At 28.5% G+C, this 20,404-nt stretch carries 17 protein-coding genes; 1 reads left to right on the top strand and 16 read right to left on the bottom strand.

Annotated elements, in window-relative coordinates; translation table 11 throughout:
* Positions 1 to 20: 20 nt before the first annotated feature.
* From BLS77_RS02615 to BLS77_RS02570, 10 genes are all read right to left on the bottom strand, one after another.
* Positions 21 to 1,571 (bottom strand): pectinesterase, encoded by a 1,551-nt coding sequence (locus BLS77_RS02615; protein WP_089965520.1) that lies wholly within the window; start codon positions 1,569 to 1,571, stop codon positions 21 to 23.
* A 12-nt stretch (positions 1,572 to 1,583) separates the two neighbouring features.
* Positions 1,584 to 2,453, bottom strand: coding sequence for an ABC transporter permease (locus BLS77_RS02610; protein WP_089965518.1), 870 nt, complete (start codon positions 2,451 to 2,453; stop codon positions 1,584 to 1,586).
* Between the two features lie 14 nt (positions 2,454 to 2,467).
* Positions 2,468 to 3,394, bottom strand: coding sequence for an ABC transporter ATP-binding protein (locus tag BLS77_RS02605; protein WP_089965515.1), 927 nt, complete (start codon positions 3,392 to 3,394; stop codon positions 2,468 to 2,470).
* Positions 3,394 to 5,796, bottom strand: coding sequence for a hypothetical protein (locus tag BLS77_RS02600; protein WP_089965513.1), 2,403 nt, complete (start codon positions 5,794 to 5,796; stop codon positions 3,394 to 3,396). Before BLS77_RS02600 ends, BLS77_RS02605 begins: the two co-directional genes overlap by 1 nt.
* 209 nt (positions 5,797 to 6,005) lie before the next feature.
* Positions 6,006 to 6,428, bottom strand: coding sequence for a Fe-S cluster assembly sulfur transfer protein SufU (gene sufU / locus BLS77_RS02595; protein ID WP_089965511.1), 423 nt, complete (start codon positions 6,426 to 6,428; stop codon positions 6,006 to 6,008).
* A gap of 5 nt (positions 6,429 to 6,433) precedes the next feature.
* Positions 6,434 to 7,663 carry a cysteine desulfurase gene (locus BLS77_RS02590; RefSeq protein WP_089965506.1) on the bottom strand — a complete coding sequence of 410 codons (1,230 nt, stop codon included), beginning with the start codon at positions 7,661 to 7,663 and terminating at the stop codon, positions 6,434 to 6,436.
* Entirely contained in the window at positions 7,653 to 8,759 is a 1,107-nt protein-coding gene (gene sufD / locus BLS77_RS02585) for a Fe-S cluster assembly protein SufD (RefSeq protein ID WP_089965505.1), read from the bottom strand. Before sufD ends, BLS77_RS02590 begins: the two co-directional genes overlap by 11 nt.
* An 11-nt stretch (positions 8,760 to 8,770) precedes the next feature.
* The gene (sufB, locus tag BLS77_RS02580; RefSeq protein ID WP_089965504.1) at positions 8,771 to 10,180 is read right to left on the bottom strand and encodes a Fe-S cluster assembly protein SufB; all 1,410 of its coding nucleotides are present in this window, start codon (positions 10,178 to 10,180) and stop codon (positions 8,771 to 8,773) included.
* A 24-nt stretch (positions 10,181 to 10,204) separates the two neighbouring features.
* On the bottom strand, positions 10,205 to 10,948 hold the full coding sequence (gene sufC / locus BLS77_RS02575; RefSeq protein WP_089965502.1) for a Fe-S cluster assembly ATPase SufC: 744 nt from the start codon (positions 10,946 to 10,948) through the stop codon (positions 10,205 to 10,207).
* Positions 10,949 to 11,245: 297 nt separating this feature from the next.
* Positions 11,246 to 12,184, bottom strand: a complete 939-nt coding sequence (locus BLS77_RS02570; RefSeq protein WP_089965501.1) for a polysaccharide deacetylase family protein — start codon at positions 12,182 to 12,184, stop codon at positions 11,246 to 11,248.
* A gap of 218 nt (positions 12,185 to 12,402) precedes the next feature.
* Between BLS77_RS02570 and BLS77_RS02565 the strand changes: the two genes are divergently transcribed.
* Positions 12,403 to 13,875 (top strand): methyl-accepting chemotaxis protein, encoded by a 1,473-nt coding sequence (locus BLS77_RS02565; RefSeq protein ID WP_089965500.1) that lies wholly within the window; start codon positions 12,403 to 12,405, stop codon positions 13,873 to 13,875.
* A gap of 132 nt (positions 13,876 to 14,007) precedes the next feature.
* Here the strand turns inward: BLS77_RS02565 and BLS77_RS02560 are convergent, their stop codons facing one another.
* From BLS77_RS02560 to hflX, 6 genes are all read right to left on the bottom strand, one after another.
* Positions 14,008 to 14,745, bottom strand: coding sequence for a YebC/PmpR family DNA-binding transcriptional regulator (locus BLS77_RS02560; protein WP_089965499.1), 738 nt, complete (start codon positions 14,743 to 14,745; stop codon positions 14,008 to 14,010).
* A 182-nt stretch (positions 14,746 to 14,927) separates the two neighbouring features.
* Complete coding sequence (locus BLS77_RS02555; RefSeq protein ID WP_089965498.1) at positions 14,928 to 15,575, bottom strand: YigZ family protein; 648 nt, start codon at positions 15,573 to 15,575, stop codon at positions 14,928 to 14,930.
* Positions 15,576 to 16,979 carry a MocR-like pyridoxine biosynthesis transcription factor PdxR gene (gene pdxR / locus BLS77_RS02550; protein ID WP_089965496.1) on the bottom strand — a complete coding sequence of 468 codons (1,404 nt, stop codon included), beginning with the start codon at positions 16,977 to 16,979 and terminating at the stop codon, positions 15,576 to 15,578. It abuts the gene before it with no gap.
* Positions 16,980 to 17,042: 63 nt separating this feature from the next.
* Positions 17,043 to 17,945, bottom strand: a complete 903-nt coding sequence (locus BLS77_RS02545) for a nucleotidyltransferase domain-containing protein (RefSeq protein WP_089965492.1) — start codon at positions 17,943 to 17,945, stop codon at positions 17,043 to 17,045.
* Positions 17,946 to 18,137: 192 nt separating this feature from the next.
* On the bottom strand, positions 18,138 to 18,347 hold the full coding sequence (locus BLS77_RS02540; RefSeq protein WP_089965490.1) for a heavy-metal-associated domain-containing protein: 210 nt from the start codon (positions 18,345 to 18,347) through the stop codon (positions 18,138 to 18,140).
* 163 nt (positions 18,348 to 18,510) lie between these two features.
* A complete protein-coding gene (gene hflX, locus BLS77_RS02535; RefSeq protein WP_089965487.1) occupies positions 18,511 to 20,310 on the bottom strand; it encodes a GTPase HflX in 1,800 nt (599 codons plus the stop codon).
* Positions 20,311 to 20,404 lie beyond the last annotated feature (94 nt).

The following is a 20,404-nucleotide window of genomic DNA, read 5'->3' as shown; positions in this document are numbered from 1 at the left end:
GTGAGATCTAAACACAAGCACTAATTCAACCCTTCAAAATACTCTTTTATTAAGTCTTTTAAACTTTCTGGCAAATTACTATTATTTGCACCTTCTAATGCACTATTTGTATAGTCACCAATAACTTTATCATAATTTGCTTTTGACCCATCTAAGTTTAATCCAGTTTTAGTTTCAACCTGCTGAGTGTCACCATTTTCATTTTTATTTCCTGTTAAATTACCATCAGTTCCCACATCTCTACCTGGAATAAAAATCTGTTCTCCACTTTTTTTCTCAGACTCTTTTTCTGTGCCATTTGTACTTCCAGTATTCCAGCCTCCACCTGCTCCACTTCCTTGACCTTGACCTTGACCTTGACCTTGACCTTGACCTTTGCCTTGACCCGAACCACTTCCTTCACCCTCGCCTTCGCCTGCTCCTGCTCCTGGTTGTTTACCTTCAGCAGGCTTTTTCCCTTTTTGCGAACTTTTCTTAAGTGAAGCTAATGCTTTTTCTAAATCTTCCTCATTAAGGTCTCCATCCAAAACTGAATCTGAAGCTTCTTCTAAAGCTTTTGCCAAATCTTCATCTGACATGTTTTGAGTGGCATTTTTTAATGAATTAGATAATTTACTTTTTTGTGCGCTACTCATTTTAGATAGTGACTTTTTCATTTCACCTAAAGCCTTTGCAATCTCATCTTTATTATCAGACATTAAAGCTTCTGCTAATTTTTTACTTTCTTCCTTTTTAGTTAACTCATTTACTATTTTATTTAAATCTTTTTTTGCTTCTTCTTCTTTCTTTTTATTAAAATCCTCTAATAAATTCTTCTTAACTTCATCTAATGATTTTTTTCCTTCCTCACTTTTTACTTTTTCTTTTTTATCATCTAATTTCTTCTCTAATCTTTCTAAAGTTTTATTAAGCTCTGCTTTTTTAGTGCCCTCTTTTAATTCCTTTTTAGCATCTTCTAAAATCTTTTTAATCTCTTTCTTTTCCTCTTCATCAAGATTTTCAAGTTTATCTACTTCTTTCATTTCTTTATCTATTTTTTTAACAACTTCACTTTTATATTTATTAAATTCTTTAATATTATCTGCATTTTTTTTTGCTACTGTAGGTATTATTGAAGTCATAAAACACATAGCAATTAATCCAACTATTAAATATAGCTGTTTTCTATCAGATTTTATTTTTAGATTATCTTTCAAATTATAGTTTTTAATAGCATTTATCGTATCTTCTTTTTGAGCCACTGAAATATTATCCTCTTCTCCAATTAATTCTAAGGAAGTAGTAACCCTTTCCTTTAGCCCTTTTGAATCTACAATTAGTGCAACTCTACTTTTATTTGGTGCTTTAATAAACCCATAAATCAAAGTAGCAATCATTCCAATTACAACTATTATTATTAAAATTTCCTCTATATATGGAATTGTAATAAATAATGAAATTAATAATAAACAAAGACTTAAGCATAGTAGGAGTTTTAATCCCACTATGCTCAAATTCAGTAAGAAATTTACCTTTATTCTTTTAGATGCCTTATCTACAAAACTTGAAATAGCTTTATCTAAAGAATTCATACTCTTACCCCTTTATGATTTTTTTCTTTTAAAAATCTTTAAATTTCTTTTTGTATTTAATGGATTTAGTTTAATTACTGATAAATATATAAATACAACACTTAATCCTAATTGAATTGCTATTGATATATATTCTGCATATTTTGAAATATCCATACTAGGCACCATATAACCCATTTGGCCTACCATACCAACTTGATTACTAAGCATACTCATAAACCCTGTTGCAGGACTTAAGTAAACTATCCATGGTATCCCTGGATCTGCTCCATTACCTTTCATTCCTTCAACCATTAAAATTATAAATGCAATTATTAATGTTCCTATAAATATAAATAACACTAATGCATAAGTTAAGGCTGTTGCAACTTTTGAAGTTTTTGTGTAGGTTGATATAAATACACCAATCGAACCCACAAAAATTGTAGTCACTGCAAAGAACATTATTAATTGTATTATATTAGATATTCTTATTCCACCTGTTAATCCGCAAACTACATAAATAGGCATAGTGCATATTATAAGCATTATTACCTTAATTGAAGATGATGATAGTTTACCAATTATTATTTGAAACGGTGTTAGTTTACTTGATAATAGCATATCTAAAGTTTGTTTTTCTCTTTCTGAACATATAGCTGTCGATGTTAATGCAGGTACTATAAACATTAATAATACTGCTTGCCCAATAGCCATTCCAAAATATAGCATTACCGAACTTTGTAAATCTAATCCATTTGCATAAAATGTTTCTGAATATAAGTTATAAAACACTAATACCCCTGCTGATAATATAGCTATATATATAAATAGTAATATTGTAAACTTTGGAGTCCTAGCTGCTAGTTTACTTTCATTTCTTAAAACTGGATTTATTCTCATAATTTTTCACCCCTTTAATTATTATCATCTTCAGTTATTTGAATAAATACATCCTCTAGGTTTCCAACTGCCCTAGCATAGCCTATTACAGATACATCTTTAAGAACTAAAGCTTTTAAAAGGTCTTTTCCTTCTTTATCTCCACCAGATATATTTGCAGTTATTTTATTTCCATCCACTGAAATTTCTCCAACTTCTGGAATTTCTCTTAATGATTCAATAGCTTTTTCTACATTATCCATAACTGTAATAATATATGGAGATAAGCCTGCTGCTCTTGACATTATTTCATCAACAGTTCCATGACATACCACTGTTCCATTTTTAACTATTCCAATATTAGTACAAATTTCACCAAGTTCTGGAAGTATATGAGATGAAACTATTATTGTTTTCCCCATGTCTTTAAGATTTTTAAGAATTCCCTTCATTTCAAATCTCGCTCTTGGATCCATACCCGATGCTGGTTCATCTAATATTAGAAGTTCAGGATTGTGCACTAAGCATCTAGCTAAACATAGCCTTTGCTTCATTCCTCTTGATAACCCATCAACATTGCAATCATATTTATCTTGAAGGTTTACAAGTTCTAATAAATCCATTCCAAGTTTTCTCGCATCAATGCCTACAATTCCATAAATAGAGGCATAGAACTCTAAATACTCTATAGCTTTTAAATTGTCATATACACCAAAAAAATCTGGCATATATCCTATTTTATCTTTTAAAGCTTTATTATTCTTAATAGCATCAATGCCATCTACATAAACTTCGCCACTATCTGGTGAAAGTAATCCTGATATTATTTTCATTGTTGTACTTTTTCCAGCCCCATTTGGACCTATAAACCCAAATATTTCGCCTTTTTTAATTTCTAAATTCAATTTATTTAGAGCCTTAAATTTACCATAAGACTTTTCAAGATCTTTAATAACTAGCATTATTTCACCTTCCCCTTAATAGTTAACTTAGGAATTTGGCCTTCTGTAGCATCCTTAAGAACTACCTTTACTTTTATTTTATTATCAACTGAGTAATCTATTTCATTTGATAAAGTAATTTCCTTTGAAGAATCCAAGGCAATTTTTTCATACTCACTGTTTTTATAATTATAAACATAATATTCTGCACTACCTTTATTTCCTTGATTTCCATATCTACTTTCTGATTTATTAACATTTATATTTAAAATTGTAGTTTCATCATTTACTTTAAAACTATAAATCATTTCACCATCACCATAAATCAGTCCACTATGCTTATCTTCATTAGCACTTCCTGCAGTACTTTCAACTACACCTTTAAAATACCCTTGAGGGAAATTTGTATTTCCATCCTTATCTTTAAAATCGATTTCTGACCCCTGCACTAAAACTGTAGTATCATACTTAGATAAAGTCTTTTTACCAAACTCAATTCCATAATCTACTTCCATATCTGTTATTGCTATTAATTTAGATTCCGCATTAAATATAATTTCACTACTTAACATTTGAAGTACATTTCCATACCTAGTAATATTTTTAAATTCTTCTGATCTAACATCACCTTTTTTATTATACTTTACATCTACATATTTGCTTGCGAGTTCATCTCCATACATACTAACTCCTGACGCTTTAGATATTTCCAATTTATCTATACTTAATTCTTCACCTTTTTTTACAGTTCCCAAATCCCAAACATTTTCTCCTGATACTAGTATTAATTTATTTATATTACTATCTAAATTATTTTTAATTTTTCCATTTAGGTTTCCACCATCATAATTAAAGGTAGATTCTATTTTTGGTAAAATTTCTTCTTTCCCAGATATTTCAAATTGTTTCATTTCAAGAGCATTACTATCTTTGAATTCAAAGTAGGAATTATTATTTTTATACGCAGTTTTAACTCTTAATTTATCTAACACTTGTTCTTCTGGCATTCCATAATAACCATTACTAGCATCCATAAAATTCATTACTATATTTTGTGGCTTTTCTATAGTGACATCATCTTTATATTTAGTTCCAACCCCTACACATCCCTTCACTTGACCTTTTCCATCTTTATTTATATCAATAATATTTACTTGATTAACTATTAAATCATTAACTCTTGTAGAACTTCCAGTTAAATATATAACTAGAGCGAATCCTACTGCAAGTGTTGGAACTGCCACCCAAATCAAATCTCTCTTTTTCATTTTTTTAAGTACTATATATAGAACTATTCCAATAGTTAAAGCATATATTGCAATTATTATAGCTAAAGTCAAAACATTTACCACTTTATCTACTGGAATATTTTTAATTAAATTTTCTGTTTGATAATTGTAGTTCATACCACCATTCTTATATTTATCTCTCATATCACCAAAACTACTAACTAAAAGCTTATTCCAGATTTCTGATGCATCTTTTGAAGATATTAAAGGTTCTGTTCCTAAATCAAAAGTAGTAACTAATATTTCTCCTTTTCCCTTTTCTACAGAGTAAACTAGTTCCTGTCCTTGACTTCCAATCTTAACCTTTGAATTTTTAATTTCTAAACTTGATAATGTTAAATCCAAGCTGTCATTTACTAGTTTTACACTTTTATTTGAAGTTCCATTTGATTTAATCTCCAGTAAAGATTTATCAATTATTTTAACTGTCTTGCTTTCATTAACACCAGCACCAATAATTAAAGTTCCACCTTTATTTACCCAAGCATTTAAACTTTTATAATTTTCCTCACTAAAATTACCCATATTAAAATTATTAATAAATATTAAATCTAACCCATCTATATTTAAATGATTATCCCCTATGTTATCAATATCTAACTTAACCGTATCTAAAGCACCGGTTCTCCCACTTTGTATATCACCATAATTAACATAACTTAAATATCCAAGAGAAGTAAAATCATCTGTAAGCACGCCTGCAAATAAATTCCCTTCGCTTACTCTACCATTTGAAAAAATTATTTTTTGTTCTAAGACACTTTTACCATCTTCCATAATATTCACTGTAAATTTACTGTCAGTTTCAGGCATCCTAACTGGAATTATTGCCTGGCCACTTTCACCTTTAGCTATATTTACTGACCTGCTATATGAATCATATGATCCTGGAAGTCTACTAGGCACTCTTATTTCTATCTCACCTTTAAAATCTTTTTCTAAACTTTTCATGTCAACAGTAACTGGTACAAATTTCATAGCTCTATATTTTCCATCAATACCATAACTAACTTTAACTTCATATTTTCCTATCTCTTTATTTTTTGCACTAACATTTAAGGCTGGAAAAACTAAAGCCAAGGCTAAAATTAATGTTAAAGCAGTAAATAAATTTTTTTCAATAAATTTCTTCACTTTTAATCCCCCTAAGTTACATTTTTTTAACTTTATATGTATATTATAAAGTATTTATCCAAATATATCCTTAACAATTTCTTAATATTTTCTTATTTTTTCTCTTTATGTTTATATTTATATTTTTTCTTCTTATTATGCTACAAAAAAAAATGCTTTCAATATAGTTACTCATTCATGAGTATATCTACATTGAAAGCATTCTAAACTTATTTAATAGCTTCTTTTAAAGTATGCCATGCAATTACTGCACATTTAACTCTAGCTGGCATATTTGATATATTTTTAAATACAAATGCATCTTCTAAAACTTCCAGCGTCTCATCATCTGTTATTTCTCTTTTTATCATTCCAATAAAAGTTTCTACTAGTTTCATTGCTTCTTCTTTATTTTTTCCCTTTATTAAATCTATCATAATAGATGTTGATGCTTGTGATATAGCACAACCTTGGCCTGTAAATGCCATATCCTCGATAATATCTCCATTAAATTTTAATTCTAATGATATCTCATCTCCACAACTTGGATTATGACCTTTTTCACATACATTTGGATTCTCTAAGCTTCTTCTATTATGCTTTGATGAACTGTGCTCCATTATAAGTTCTGTGTATATTGAATTTAAATCCATTTAACTTACCTCCATTTTGAAAACATATTATAGGTACTTTTTATTACTTCTATTAATTTGTCTACATCTTCTTTTTTATTATAAAGATAAAAACTAGCTCTACAAGTTGAATTTATACCCATATATCTCATAAGAGGTTGAGCACAATGATTTCCAGCTCTAATTGCTACTCCATGACTATCAAATATTGATGCAACATCATGTGGGTGAACTCCCTCTATTTTAAAGGATATTACTCCACTTCTATTTTCTATTTTACTTGGCCCATAAACTGTTACATAAGGAAGCTTTTTAATTTCATCCATAGCATAAGTCATAAGTTCTTTTTCTATTTTAGCAATAGTTTCCATACCTATTTCTTCTAAATAATCTATAGCTACTTTAAGCCCAATTGCAGCTTCAACATTTTGGGTTCCACCTTCAAATTTAAAAGGTAACTCATCAAAAGTTGCTTCTTGCTCATATACATATTCAACCATATCTCCACCTAACATAAATGGTGGCATTTTTTGTAATAATTCTTCTTTTCCAAATAACACTCCAATTCCCATTGGTGCTAAAAGTTTGTGTCCAGAAAACACTAAGAAATCTACATCAAGTTCTCTTACATCTACCTTCATATGAGGAATGCTTTGAGCTGCATCTACTATAACTATAGAACCCTTTGAATGTGCATAATCTATAATTTCTTTTATGTTATTTATTGTTCCTAAAGCATTGGATACTTGAGCTACACTTACTATTTTTGTTTTCTCAGTAATTTTGCTTTTAATTTCATCAAGTGTTAATTCTCCAAATTCATTTGTGTACATATATTTAAGTGTTGCACCTTTATCTTTTGCAACTCGTTGCCAGGGTATAAGGTTTGAATGATGCTCTGCAATAGATATAACAATTTCATCTCCAGCCTTAACACTATCCATTCCATATGAAAAAGCTAAAAGATTAAAGGCTTCAGTTGCATTTTTAGTGAAAATTACTTCTTTTGAAGTTTCTGCATTAATAAAACACTTAACAGTTTCTCTTGATTCTTCATAGGCCTTTGTAGCTTCAACACTTAAATAATAAGCTCCTCTATGAGGGTTTGCATTAATATTTTCATAATAATTTTTAATAGATTCTATAACTACATTTGGTTTTTGAGTTGTTGCTGCACTATCTAAATAAACTAACCTATTCCCATTTACTTCTATATTTAAAGTTTTGAAATCTTTGGAGTAATCTCTAGTTTCCATTTGCTAACCTCTCCTTAATTTCAATTAGTATTTCATCTTTAATACAGTCATCTTTTATTTTATCTATTATAGGATTAAATGAAGCTTCAATTATTACTCTTCTTGCATCATCATAGCTTATTCCTCTTGTCATTAAGTAGAAAAGTTTATCCTCATCTATTTTTCCTGAAGATGCAGCATGTTGTCCTGAAACATCATCTTCTGCACAAAGTAATAATGGTAATGCCTTTGCTTTAACCTTAGGTGACAGCATCATGCAATATTCATCTTCTGCCCCAACACTTTTAGATGCTCCTTTTTTAAAATCTAAAGTTCCTCTAAATATTTTGCTAGCTTCATGATTTAAAGCCCCTTTAGTTATTATTTCTGAATTAGTTCTTCTCCCTCTATGAGTCATAACATAATTCATATCTATAACTTTTTTATCTTCACCTAAATATATTGAAGATAATGTAGATTTTGCGTTTTCTTCAATTAAATCTCCATGATAATTTGTTACACTATATTTTCCACCAAGATCTATAGATACAAAATCAACTAAACCTCCATAGCTTATATCTGCTAAAGTCGAATCAAAATTAGCACTATTTTTATTTAGTAAATTAACCTTAATAACTTGTACTTCACTGTTATTTTCAGCAAATATTTTGCAAACTCCATTATGATATCCTTCGCTATTATCCATTGATTTATATTTAAGAACTATTTTACTTTTAGAATTTTCTTCTGCTACAATAATTATATTATCAACTAAAGTTTTCTTTTCACTATCCATATTAAATTCAATTATTATAGGTTCAATAACCTTTGAGTTCTTTTCTATCTTTATTAAATATCCTTCATTAAATTCCTTTTCTCCTTGGTTTACAAGTTCTTCACTTGCCCCATAGATAAATTTTTTATTTAAAGGAAATATATCTTCTCTTTTTAATTTTTCTATACTAACTACCTGTGAATCTGCATTAATAAACTCCACATTGTTAAAAGCTTCTATTTCTGGCATTTCATAATCACCAAGGCTTACATCATTTACTTTAAGCCATGATTTTGTTCTTACAGGAGTTTTATTTAAATTATTAAATTGTATCTTATTCATATCCTTCACCCCTATCCTATACTTCCTTCTAATTCAAGTTTAATTAAATTGTTCATTTCTACTGCATATTCTAATGGTAATTCCTTTGATATAGGTTCAACAAACCCTCTTACCATCATAGATTTTGCTTCTTCTTCGCTTATTCCTCTAGTCATTAAATAGAAAATAGCATCATCACTAATTCTTCCTATTTTAGCTTCATGTCCAATTTCAATATTATCATTCATTAAATCAATAACTGGTATTGTATCTGATGATGATATATTATCAAGCATTAAAGATTCGCAAGAAACCATAGATTTTGAGTGATGAGCATTTGGATTTACTTTAACCACACCTCTATAAGTTGCTTTTCCACCATTTTTTGAAATTGATTTTGAATTAATTGTTGAAGAAGTATAAGGTGCTGCATGAATAACCTTTGCTCCTGTATCTAAGTTTTGTCCACTTCCTGCAAAAGAAACTCCTGTAAATTCAACTCTAGCCCCTTCGCCTCTTAATATACTCATTGGGTATAACATGGATACTTTAGATCCAAATGAACCTGACACCCACTCTATTGTTGCATTTTTATCTACTAAAGCTCTTTTAGTATTTAAATTCATCATATTTTTAGACCAGTTTTCTATTGTACTATATCTTAAAGTTGCTCCTTCTTTTACAAAAAGCTCAACGCATCCGGCATGTAAATTTGTAGTGTTATATTTTGGTGCAGAGCATCCTTCTATAAAGTGAAGTTTAGCTCCCGCGTCTACTATTATTAGTGTATGTTCAAATTGTCCAGCTCCTGGTGAATTTAATCTAAAGTATGATTGCAAAGGAATATCCACTTCAACACCTTTAGGGATATATACAAATGATCCTCCAGACCAAACTGCTCCATGCAGGGCTGCAAATTTATGATCATTTGGTGTAACACATTTCATAAAATATTCTTTTACAATATCTTCATAATCTCTTACCGCACTTTCCATATCAGTATATATTACACCTTGTTTAACTAAATCTTCTCTTATACTATGATAAACTACCTCTGAATCGTATTGAGCTCCAACACCTGCTAAAGATTTTTTTTCAGCTTCTGGTATTCCAAGTAGATCAAAAGTTTTCTTTATATCATCTGGAACATCATCCCATTTTTCAGCTAATTTTGTTTTAGGCCGTACGTAAGTTACTATATTATCCATATCAAGATCATCTAAATTTGGACCCCAGGATGGCATTGCTATTTTATTATAAACTTCTAAGGATTTTAATCTAAATTCTCTCATCCATAAAGGTTCATTTTTCTCCTTAGATATAGTTTCTACAGTTTCTTTATTTAATCCCTTTTCAGTTTTAAAACTAAAGGTATCTTCATTTTTAACATCATATATACCTCTATCCATTTCATCAACTTCTGTTCTTTTTTTCATTTCCATACTTTTTCACCTCCAATTTATAAATTAATTATTTTTGTATGATTCGTATCCATTTTTTTCTATTTCATCTGCTAATGTACTATCTCCAGTTTTAACTATTTTTCCATCTACTAAAATATGAACATAGTCCGGCTTTAAGTTTTCTAATATTTTTGTATTATGAGTAATAATTAATACAGCTGTTTCTTCATTTGAAAATATTTTAATACCTTGTGAAACTATTTTAATAGCATCTACATCTAATCCTGAATCTGTTTCATCTAATATTGCAAGTTTAGGTTTTAACATAAGCATTTGCAATATTTCATTTTTCTTCTTTTCTCCACCTGAGAAACCTACATTTAAGTATCTCTTTGCATATTCTGTATTAATTTTTAAATCTTCCATATTTGTTTTTAAATCTTTACTGAATTTTAAGAACTTAAGTAAATTTCCATCAATTGAATTTTTAGCAGTTTTTAAAAAATTCTCCACTGTAATTCCAGGTATTTCTTCTGGATATTGGAAAGATAAAAACAATCCACGTCTTGCTCTTTCATCAGTTTTAAGATTATTTATATTTTCTCCATCAAATATAATTTCTCCATTAACTTGTCTATATCTTGGATGAGCCATTAGAGCATTTGCTAATGTTGACTTCCCTGCTCCATTTGGTCCCATTATTACATGTATTTCCCCTTTATTTATTTCAAGGTTTAACCCCTTTAATATTTCTTTTTCCTCTACCATTGTCTTTAAGTTCTCTATTTTCAATAAATTATTATTCATAATTAAACTCTCCTTTATCTAAAAAAATAATTCCGATTACTTTGCTCGGCTTTAACTATTTATATCTTAGCATAATACTCTGGTTTAGGCAAAGTTTTATTTTCATCATTTTAAACGAAAATCATTATTAATAAAGGATGGCTCTTAATTATCTATGTTTTTCTAATATTTCCGCATAAAAATACCACCTACTATTACATAAAGTAATAATAGGTGGTATTTTAGATATTCAAAAAAAATAATAAATCAAGAAAAAAACAAACTATTGTATTGGCTTATTATTTTTTTGAATATCCCTCAATTATTTGTCATAAAACTTTCAAATATAGCTTTAAAATTTTCTAATTTCATAGGTGACATTCTTATTCTTTTTAATGCAAACTCACCATTTTTAATATTAGCCAGCCCACCCTCTGTTGTCACTGCACCTTCTAGCCCTAATTCCTTTGCCACCTGTATTGTTTCATCATCATATCTCCCAACAGGGTAACAAAGATATTTACTATCTACCCCACACTTTGCTTTTAAGGAATCCTTTCCTGCTTTAATAATATTTACTTTATCAGCTCTACTTAATTTATTTAACTCCATATGTTTTGATGTATGATTTTCTATTCCCATACCTTTGCTAGCCATTTCTTTAAGCATTACCGAGCTCATATACGAAGAATCAACATCTGTTGTATCAGTTATTATAAAAAATGTAGCTTTCATATTATTATCAATTAAAGCTTTATACCCAGCTGTATAATTATCTGCATATCCATCATCAAAGGTAATCGCAACTGGTCTTTTAGGTACCTTTCCACTTTTCAAAGCTGAAATAACCTCACCCATTAACATAGGTGTAAAGCCTTCTTTTTTTAACCAACTCATTTCCGCAGTAAATTGCGCTACTGGGATCAATAAATTATTTTTACTATCACTATCTGAAATAGAATGATACATAAGAATTGGTATATAGACTTCTCCCGGAGTTAGATTTACATACTTAATTTTCTCTTTTTTATTCATAGCTTCTTTATTTATTTCCGCTATCTTCATGACTTCTTTATTAGCTTCGTTTTCTTGATCTTTTATATTATCTTCTTTAGTATTTTTATCTTTCTCAGCTTGTGTTTCTTTCTCATTAGCATAAGTAGAATTTTTAGATGTACTCTTCATAAAAATCCCTATAAATACTATTACTATTACTATTACTATTACAAAAATTATAATTTTAATTAAGCCTTTCATAACTCCTCCTAATTGTACTAATATATTCTAATTATACTTTTAATCTATTCCGGTGTAAATATATATACTGACATCAAATTGAAATATTAACCTTTTCCCTCCTACTATTGCTATATTTTTACCACTCTTTAGTCATTATTCTATTTAATTCTTATAAGCCATAAAGTTTTGGCTATTCCTATCGAAAGTATTAATATCTAAAATATTGGAGGTAAATTATGAACGAACAAATTATATTAATTAAAACAAATAAAAACTTTATAAAACTTTCTTGGATATTAGCTATTACATATACAATAGGTTTATTAAGCATGCTTAAAAGAGGAACAATATCCATAGAACCTGGTATTTTAGCAATTTTTCTTATGATTATTCCAGTTATAATTTCAACTATTAAACATAAACAGGATGAAAGTAATATTTTTATACGTCGTATATGCGCTACTCCTTTTGCTATTGCATATTCAATACTATTATTTTATTCAAACACAATTATTGCACCATTACTTATAGCCCCACTATTAATAATTTCAAGTACTTACTTAGATTTAAATTTTCAAAGAAGAATGTCGATAGGAACACTAATCTTAATAAGTATTTGGACAATAACCCATATAAATAAAGATAATTCTTCTATGATTTTTTTGGAAACAGTTGTAGTTTTACTTGTTATATATACTGTATATAGCGTAACAAAATTCTCTGAAAGCATTAGAACTTCTGTTAATATAGAATCAGAAAAAGTAACCATTGCAAAAATTGAACAAGAAAAAACTTTCTTTGAAATTCAAAGAGCTGTTGAACTTTTAAATACTAATACTGAATGTTTAAGTAACTCTATTAATTCTATTGAATCTAGTTCTGCTACTATACATCTTGCTATTAGTGAAATTTCTAATGGCTGTGAATCTACTACTGGCAATATTGATAACCAAAGAAAATCGTCAGATTCAATACAAAATCAGATTAATGAAACTGCTACCTTATCAAATGATATTAAAAATTATTCAATGCAAAGTAAAGAAATCTTTAATAACACATTAGAAACCATTACAATTTTATCAAAAAAATCTAATGAGGTTAATGAAAAAAACACTTCTTTAACTTATGTTTTCCAGAATTTAAAGGATAAATCTAAAGAAGTGTTAGGTATTATATCTATAATTTCATCTATTTCAGAAAAAACTAATCTTTTATCATTAAACGCGGCTATTGAAGCTGCAAGAGCAGGTGAGGCTGGTAGAGGTTTTTCAATAGTTGCATCTGAAATACGGAAGTTAGCGGATCAAAGCAAAGAATCTACTATTGATATTAGCAATATTTTAATTCAACTAGACAAAGAGGTCGACTTTGTATTTAATGAAATAGCTTCATTATCAAAAACCAATACCGAATCAGTATCACTTATAGGTGCTACTGAAAATAAAATAAATATGTTATCATCAACATTAGATAGCTTAAGTGATAATATCAATTTAATAAATAATAAAATTAATAGCACATTAAAATCTAATGAAGAAATTACTAAATCAATAATTAATTTATCTGCTGTTTCTGAAGAAACTCTTGCAAATTCTGAGGAAACTTATGCAACAGTAGAAAACTACTTAGTTGATACTAAAGACGCTAAAAATTTCATAGAAGAATTATCACTTATAACAAATGATTTAAATTCATTACTACATACATAAAAAAACAAAAAAGAATCTGTAACTCATTAAGTTACAGATTCTTTTTTCTATTTTGGTGCTACAATAAAAAACTGCAATAAAGTAAAATACTCCATTGTGGTTTTAAGATATTTTGACCTCAAGTGTTACTTCTTACTCATCCCAACCTTCAGGGAATTCAGCATTATGATAAACTTCTTGAACATCCTCATCCTCATCAAGTAAATTTAACATCTTTTGAAATTTCTTAGCTGCCTCTTCATCTATTTCAGTCATAACGTCTGGAATTTTTGTTACTGACGCTTCAAGGAACTGTATTCCAGCACCTTCTAAGGCTTCTCTTACTGCTCCAAAATCTTCTGGTGAAGTTGTTACTATAAATACTTCATCTTCTGATTCAAAGTCTTCTGCTCCTGAATCTAAGGCAAGCATCATTAATTCATCTTCATCTTTATCTTCTTTTTCTATAATAATTTGTCCTTTTTCTTGGAACATAAAACTTACGCAACCTGGCGTTCCCATATTTCCAAAACCTTTTGTAAATGCATTTCTTACACTACCTGCTGATCTGTTTTTGTTATCAGTTAAAGTTTCAACTATAACTGCAATTCCTGCTGGTCCATACCCTTCATATACTATTTCAAGATAATCAACATTAGCTAGTTCTCCAGTTGCTTTCTTAATTGCTCTTTCTATATTATCATTTGGCATATTAGCTGATTTTGCCTTTGAAATTGCATCTCTTAAACGTGGATTATCCTCTGGCTGAGGGCCCCCACTTTTAGCTGCAACAATTATTTCTCTACCTATTTTAGTAAATATTTTCCCTCTTTGAGCATCTGCTTTACCTTTTTTGCCTGCAATGTTTTTCCATTTTGAATGTCCTGACATTTGTACGCCCTCCCAACATTTAATATAAATTTTTATTCACTCCTAAAGGAGCTAAATCCCCACTCTAAATATATAATTATATATTCTAATTAATATATAAAATTATAACATAACCGTTTACAGTTTTCAATTAGGCATCTTAAAGAATCTGACTACTTATTTTTTTAAATGTTCCTTATACTCTATATCACTTTAAATAATCTATTTTCTTCTTTAAAATATATCCCCTCTTCACTTTTACTAGTTTCTATTTTACCACTTGAAACTTCTATCATCTTTTTTTCTATTTCTTCTATTTGGTTTTCTTCTGCTAAAACATGTACTATTACTTTATCTGAGTATTGTACTTCTTCTATATGCCAAAGGTTTTGACCACAAATATATTGTATTTTCCCAAGCATATCATATTCCATATGGAATGAAAGCCTTGCTCCATCTATTTTTTCAACTACTCCACCAGCTTTTAGTGCAATAGATGATCCTTTAGTGTAAGCTCTTGTAAGTCCTCCTGTTCCAAGAAGTATTCCGCCATAATATCTAGTTACTACTATTGCACAATCTGTAACATTACTTTTTTTCATAACTTCTAGTATTGGTATTCCTGCTGTTCCTTGAGGTTCGCCATCATCACTATATCTTTGAATGCCCATATTTTCACCTACTGTATATGCAAAGCAGTTATGTCTTGCTTGCTTATGTTTACTCTTTATTTCTGCAACAAAAGCTTTTGCCTCGTCTTCAGTTTCACACCTCTTTGCATATCCTATAAACCGAGATTTCTTTTCTATAAATTCATCTTCTCCAAATTCTCTTATAGTTAGATAAGCCACTTAACTTAACTCCTCTCTAATTAAATTTATCCCTTGCTTTATTTTCTCCTCATTTACTTGAGCAAACCCTATTCTAAATGAATAATCACCATCTTTTGGATACCTATAAAATATTACCCCTGGGGTGATATAAACACCTTTGCTTTTTAATTTGTAAAATAAGCTTTTAGAGGTTATATTTTTTTCTTTTAATGAAAGATAAAAATTTAGCCCACCTTTAGGATCAATAAACCTTACAAACTCTCCTAATTCCTGTTTAATTAACTCTCCCATTAATTCATATCTTTTTTTATATTCATCTTTTAAAAAGCCAATATGGCCTTTAAAGTAACCTTCTTTAATATAAAGTTCTAATGCTCTTTGCATTAGTGTTGAAGTTGCAATATCTGTATTTATTTTTGAATTTTGAAGTGACTCTCTAAAAATATCTGGTGTAATTATATACCCAAGTCTTATTCCTGGCAAAAATATTTTAGAGAAACTCTTAATATAAATTACTCTATCATTTTTATCAAGTTTTTTAAAAGGCTCATGAACTATTTCGCTTTCATAAATCAGCTCTGAAAGATAATCATCTTCTATAATATAAAAATCATATTTTTCTGCTAACTCTAAAAGTTTCAACTTCTTTTCTTTACTATAGCTTATCCCTGTTGGGTTATGGAAATAACTCATAGTATAAAAGCATCTTATCTTATTCTTCTTTAAAATTTCCTCAAAGGCAACAATATCTATTCCATCTTCTTCGAGATTCACTTCAAATATATTTGCTCTTCTCCACTTAAAAACCGAAAGTGCTCCCCCATAGGTTGGTTTTTCAACAATTACATTATCATTAATATTAATTATTGCTTTTGACGCAATATCTATTCCTTGTTGAGCTCCTGACACTATTAGTATGTTCTCAATACTAAGTCTATTTTTCCAAAATTCTTTATTTATGGTTTTTCTAAGTTCCTCATATCCAAGAGGTTCCTGCATTATTAAAGCATTTGCTCCATCCCTATCTAAAACCATATTTATAATTGATTTAAACTCCTCTATAGGAAAATATACTTCTGATTGAGTTTCTCCTGCAAAATCTATTATATTAAAAAGTTCATCTTGTTTTATCTTTTTAAAATATTTAGAGTATTCCCTATTGAATATAGGGACTATATCCTTTCTTTTTGCAAAGGTTCCTGATCCTACCTTCTGAAAGGCATACCCCTCATTCTTTAATTTTTTATAAGTATTAACAATAGTAACATTATTCACCCCTATAACTTTTGCTAATGCTCTTATAGTTGGTAATTTTTCACCATCTTTTATCTCTTTATTATCTATTAGTTTTTTTATATTATTTGCAATTTGAATATATTTAGGAACTTCTTCTTCAAAGGTTATTAAAAATTTTTCTTCCATCAATTCACCCCATACAAATTAATCAATTCACTTTTCAAAAAATATTTTATGGTTTTCAAATCACTAAAAACCTTTATATGAATATACACTTTCTTCACTTAATTTATTGCCAAAAGGATCTTTAAAATCTCTAAATTCTCTATTTACTAAATCTTTTTTATATAAATATTTTAATATATACTCAATTTTTATATTAAAATTAACAAATAAATCATCTCTTTCAATTTCATAAGAACTTAAATATTCCTCCTTAGATTCTAAAAATTCTGAAAGTGGATCTACAGTATCCTTTATAGTGTAATTTAAATAATTTTCTATAAACACCAATGCTTTTTCAATCATTTCTTTATTTACCGGACTTGTAAACAATTCGCCTATTAAACTCTCAAAACTATCACTTAAATTGCAAGCCATCTTTAATGAATCTTTACTAACTATGTATCCTTTCATATTTAAATAAAGCTTTGAGAAATTATCTAGAACCCTTATTAAAACTTCATAAGAGGTATAAATTCCGCCATTATGCAAATATTTTTTGCATACCCCTATGTCCTTAAGTAAATTACCTAGGTAAACCAAATTCCATTTTTTTCTATCTAGATTTATTGAATAACGCGTATTGCTATCTATATTTGAAATATCATCATCTTTTGAGAATATTAATTTAGATGATATTAATGTATTCTTTATTGTCCCCTTTATACCCTCACCTTTATATGCTTCTATAAAAGATCTTTTACTTATAAACTTTGAATGAACTGGAATTGTTAAAATTTCTGTGTAAACATCTCTTACTTCATGAAATTCATCATTACAAATTACAAACAAATCTATATCTGAGCCTTCCCACAAATCTCCAGTCACCATACTTCCAAAAATAAATATAGCTAATATATTACTGTTTTTCTTTAGTCCCTCAGTAATTTCCAAAAATGCCTTTTGATAATCTATTATAGCTCTTGCCATTCAGAATCCTCCCTTACACTAATTGTATTATTACAATTATACATACTTTTTCACTAATCTTCCACTATTTATTATATTCTTAAATATTAAAACTTATTTATGATTTAGAATACGACTAAAAAAAGCACAGAATTATTTTATTCTGTGCTTTTTCATAAGGGAGTTTCTTTAAATAACCAATTTAATTTTTGTTTACATATTTTCTATACTTACTACATTGTAACCTTCATATTCAATTTTCTCTTTTATTTCTTGATTTGAAGATAAAGTTCCAACCATTCCATATTTTCCTTCTAAACTTACTTGTATATTTCCCGAATTATTTAATGATGCTAAAACATCCTTAACATTATTTACGCTAATCCCTGTACTCATACCTTCAATTTTAATTTTTTTCATCATTTTAATAAATCACCTCTTCATTAAAATAGTATTTCCTTCAACATCTACCTCTATCCATGATTTAGAGATACTTTTCAAAATAACTAGTTATTATATATGAATATTAAAAAGACATTAAATAGATTTTTCATAAATCTATTTAATGTCTTTTTTTTGAATTTAATTATACATTTATTATATTAGTTACAAATTCCTTTGATTTATTATAGATTTCATCATCTACTTCAACCTTCATATAAGTTCCATTATCTTTATATTCTTCTTCTAAAATTCTTCCATTTCTATGAAGGTAAGAAGATATATCACTTCTATCATAAGGAATTAAATATTCACATTTTTTAAATTTATAAGGTAAGTTCTCTTCTATTAAGCTTAATAACTTTTCTAAATTCCAACCTTCCATTGCTGATATTTCTATTATTTCATAATCTTTAACATTTTCGTATATAAGTTTTTTTTGTTCTTCTGTAGCTATATCTATTTTATTTAATACTAACATTGTCTTTTTTTCTTTTGTTCCAAGTTCTTCAAGTACACCTTCAACAGCTTCTATTTGTTCTAGTGCATATTCTGAAGATGTATCTACAACATGGCATAAAAGATCTGAGAATATAACTTCTTCTAATGTTGATTTAAATGCTTCTATTAAATCATGAGGAAGCTTTCTAACAAAACCAACTGTATCAGTTAATGTAATTATTCCTTTATTGCTTAATGTAATTGCTCTAGTTGTAGTATCTAATGTTGCAAATAACATATCTGCTTCAAATACCTTTTCTTTTCCTTGAATATCTTTTTGAGCTGCAATGTCACAAAGATTATTTCTTAAAGTAGATTTTCCAGAGTTAGTATAACCAACTAGTGATACTCTTGGAATACTTTCTTTATTTCTTTTTTCTCTTTGTGTTTCTCTAACCTTTTTAATTTTCTTTAACTGATCATTTAAATCATAAACAGTTTCTCTTATAGTTCTTCTATCTGTCTCTAATTTCTTTTCTCCAGGTCCTTTTGTTCCAATACCTCCACCAGTTCTTGAAAGCATTGTCCCAAGGCCTTGAAGCCTACTCATTCTATATTTAAGTTGAGCTAGCTCTACTTGAATTTTAGCTTCTCTTGTTTTAGCTCTTCTTGCAAATATCTCAAGTATTAACGTAGTTCTATCAATTACCTTAGCTCCAAGTGCAGCTTCTAGGTTTCTTACTTGTGACCCTGATAGTTCATCATCAAATATAATTACATTTGCTCTTTCTGTTTGTCTTAAACTTGCTATTTCTAAAACTTTTCCTTTGCCTATATAAAATGCTGGATCAATTTTATTTCTACTTTGAAATATCATTTCTAAAACTGGTATTTCACAAGCTTTAGTTAATTCTTTTAATTCTTCTAAACTTTCTTTAGTGTCTGAACCAACTAAAATAGCTCTTTCACCATCATCTTCTATAATATCTTTTTCTCTTATAAGACTTTCAATATATTGTATCTTATGAATGATATTCTCTGATAAAACTTCTTCCATTGAAAGATTACTTTGTTCTTCATAATCTAAAACATCATTATTTATTGTTATCATACCTACAGCAAAGTCTATTATCTTACCTTTGTATACTCCTATAGCCATTATTGCATCTAACTTTAGCTTTATTAAAGCTGTTAAATCTAAAGCTGAAAAATTACAAAATCCATTTGGATGGGTATGTATTATTCTAACTCCTGATAATCTTTTTTCTCTTATATCAAGCATTGGTATTTCAACTGATGTTGAATCTCCAACAGCTACTGATACCACCTTTCCTCTTCTATCTATAGCAATACTTACTTCTCTTTCAATAATTGATGACACTCTTGAAATTGTTTCAATTACTTCAACGCTACACATCTCATCTTTTGGATTTTTAACCTTATATAAATTCTCTAATTCTTCTAAGAATGAATTCTTAACTCCATCTACATTTCCATATATCATAACTTCACCTCATTATCTTTATCTTGACAACTTTCATATAATTTTATACTATTAATACAAAAAAGTAAATAAGGCAAACTAAATGGAGGTTTAA

This window comes from Clostridium gasigenes, from assembly GCF_900104115.1.
GTDB classification, from domain to species: Bacteria; Bacillota; Clostridia; order Clostridiales; family Clostridiaceae; genus Clostridium; species Clostridium gasigenes.
The sequence above is the reverse complement of the archived record's forward strand: the minus strand, read 5'-3'. Positions and strand labels throughout refer to the sequence as shown.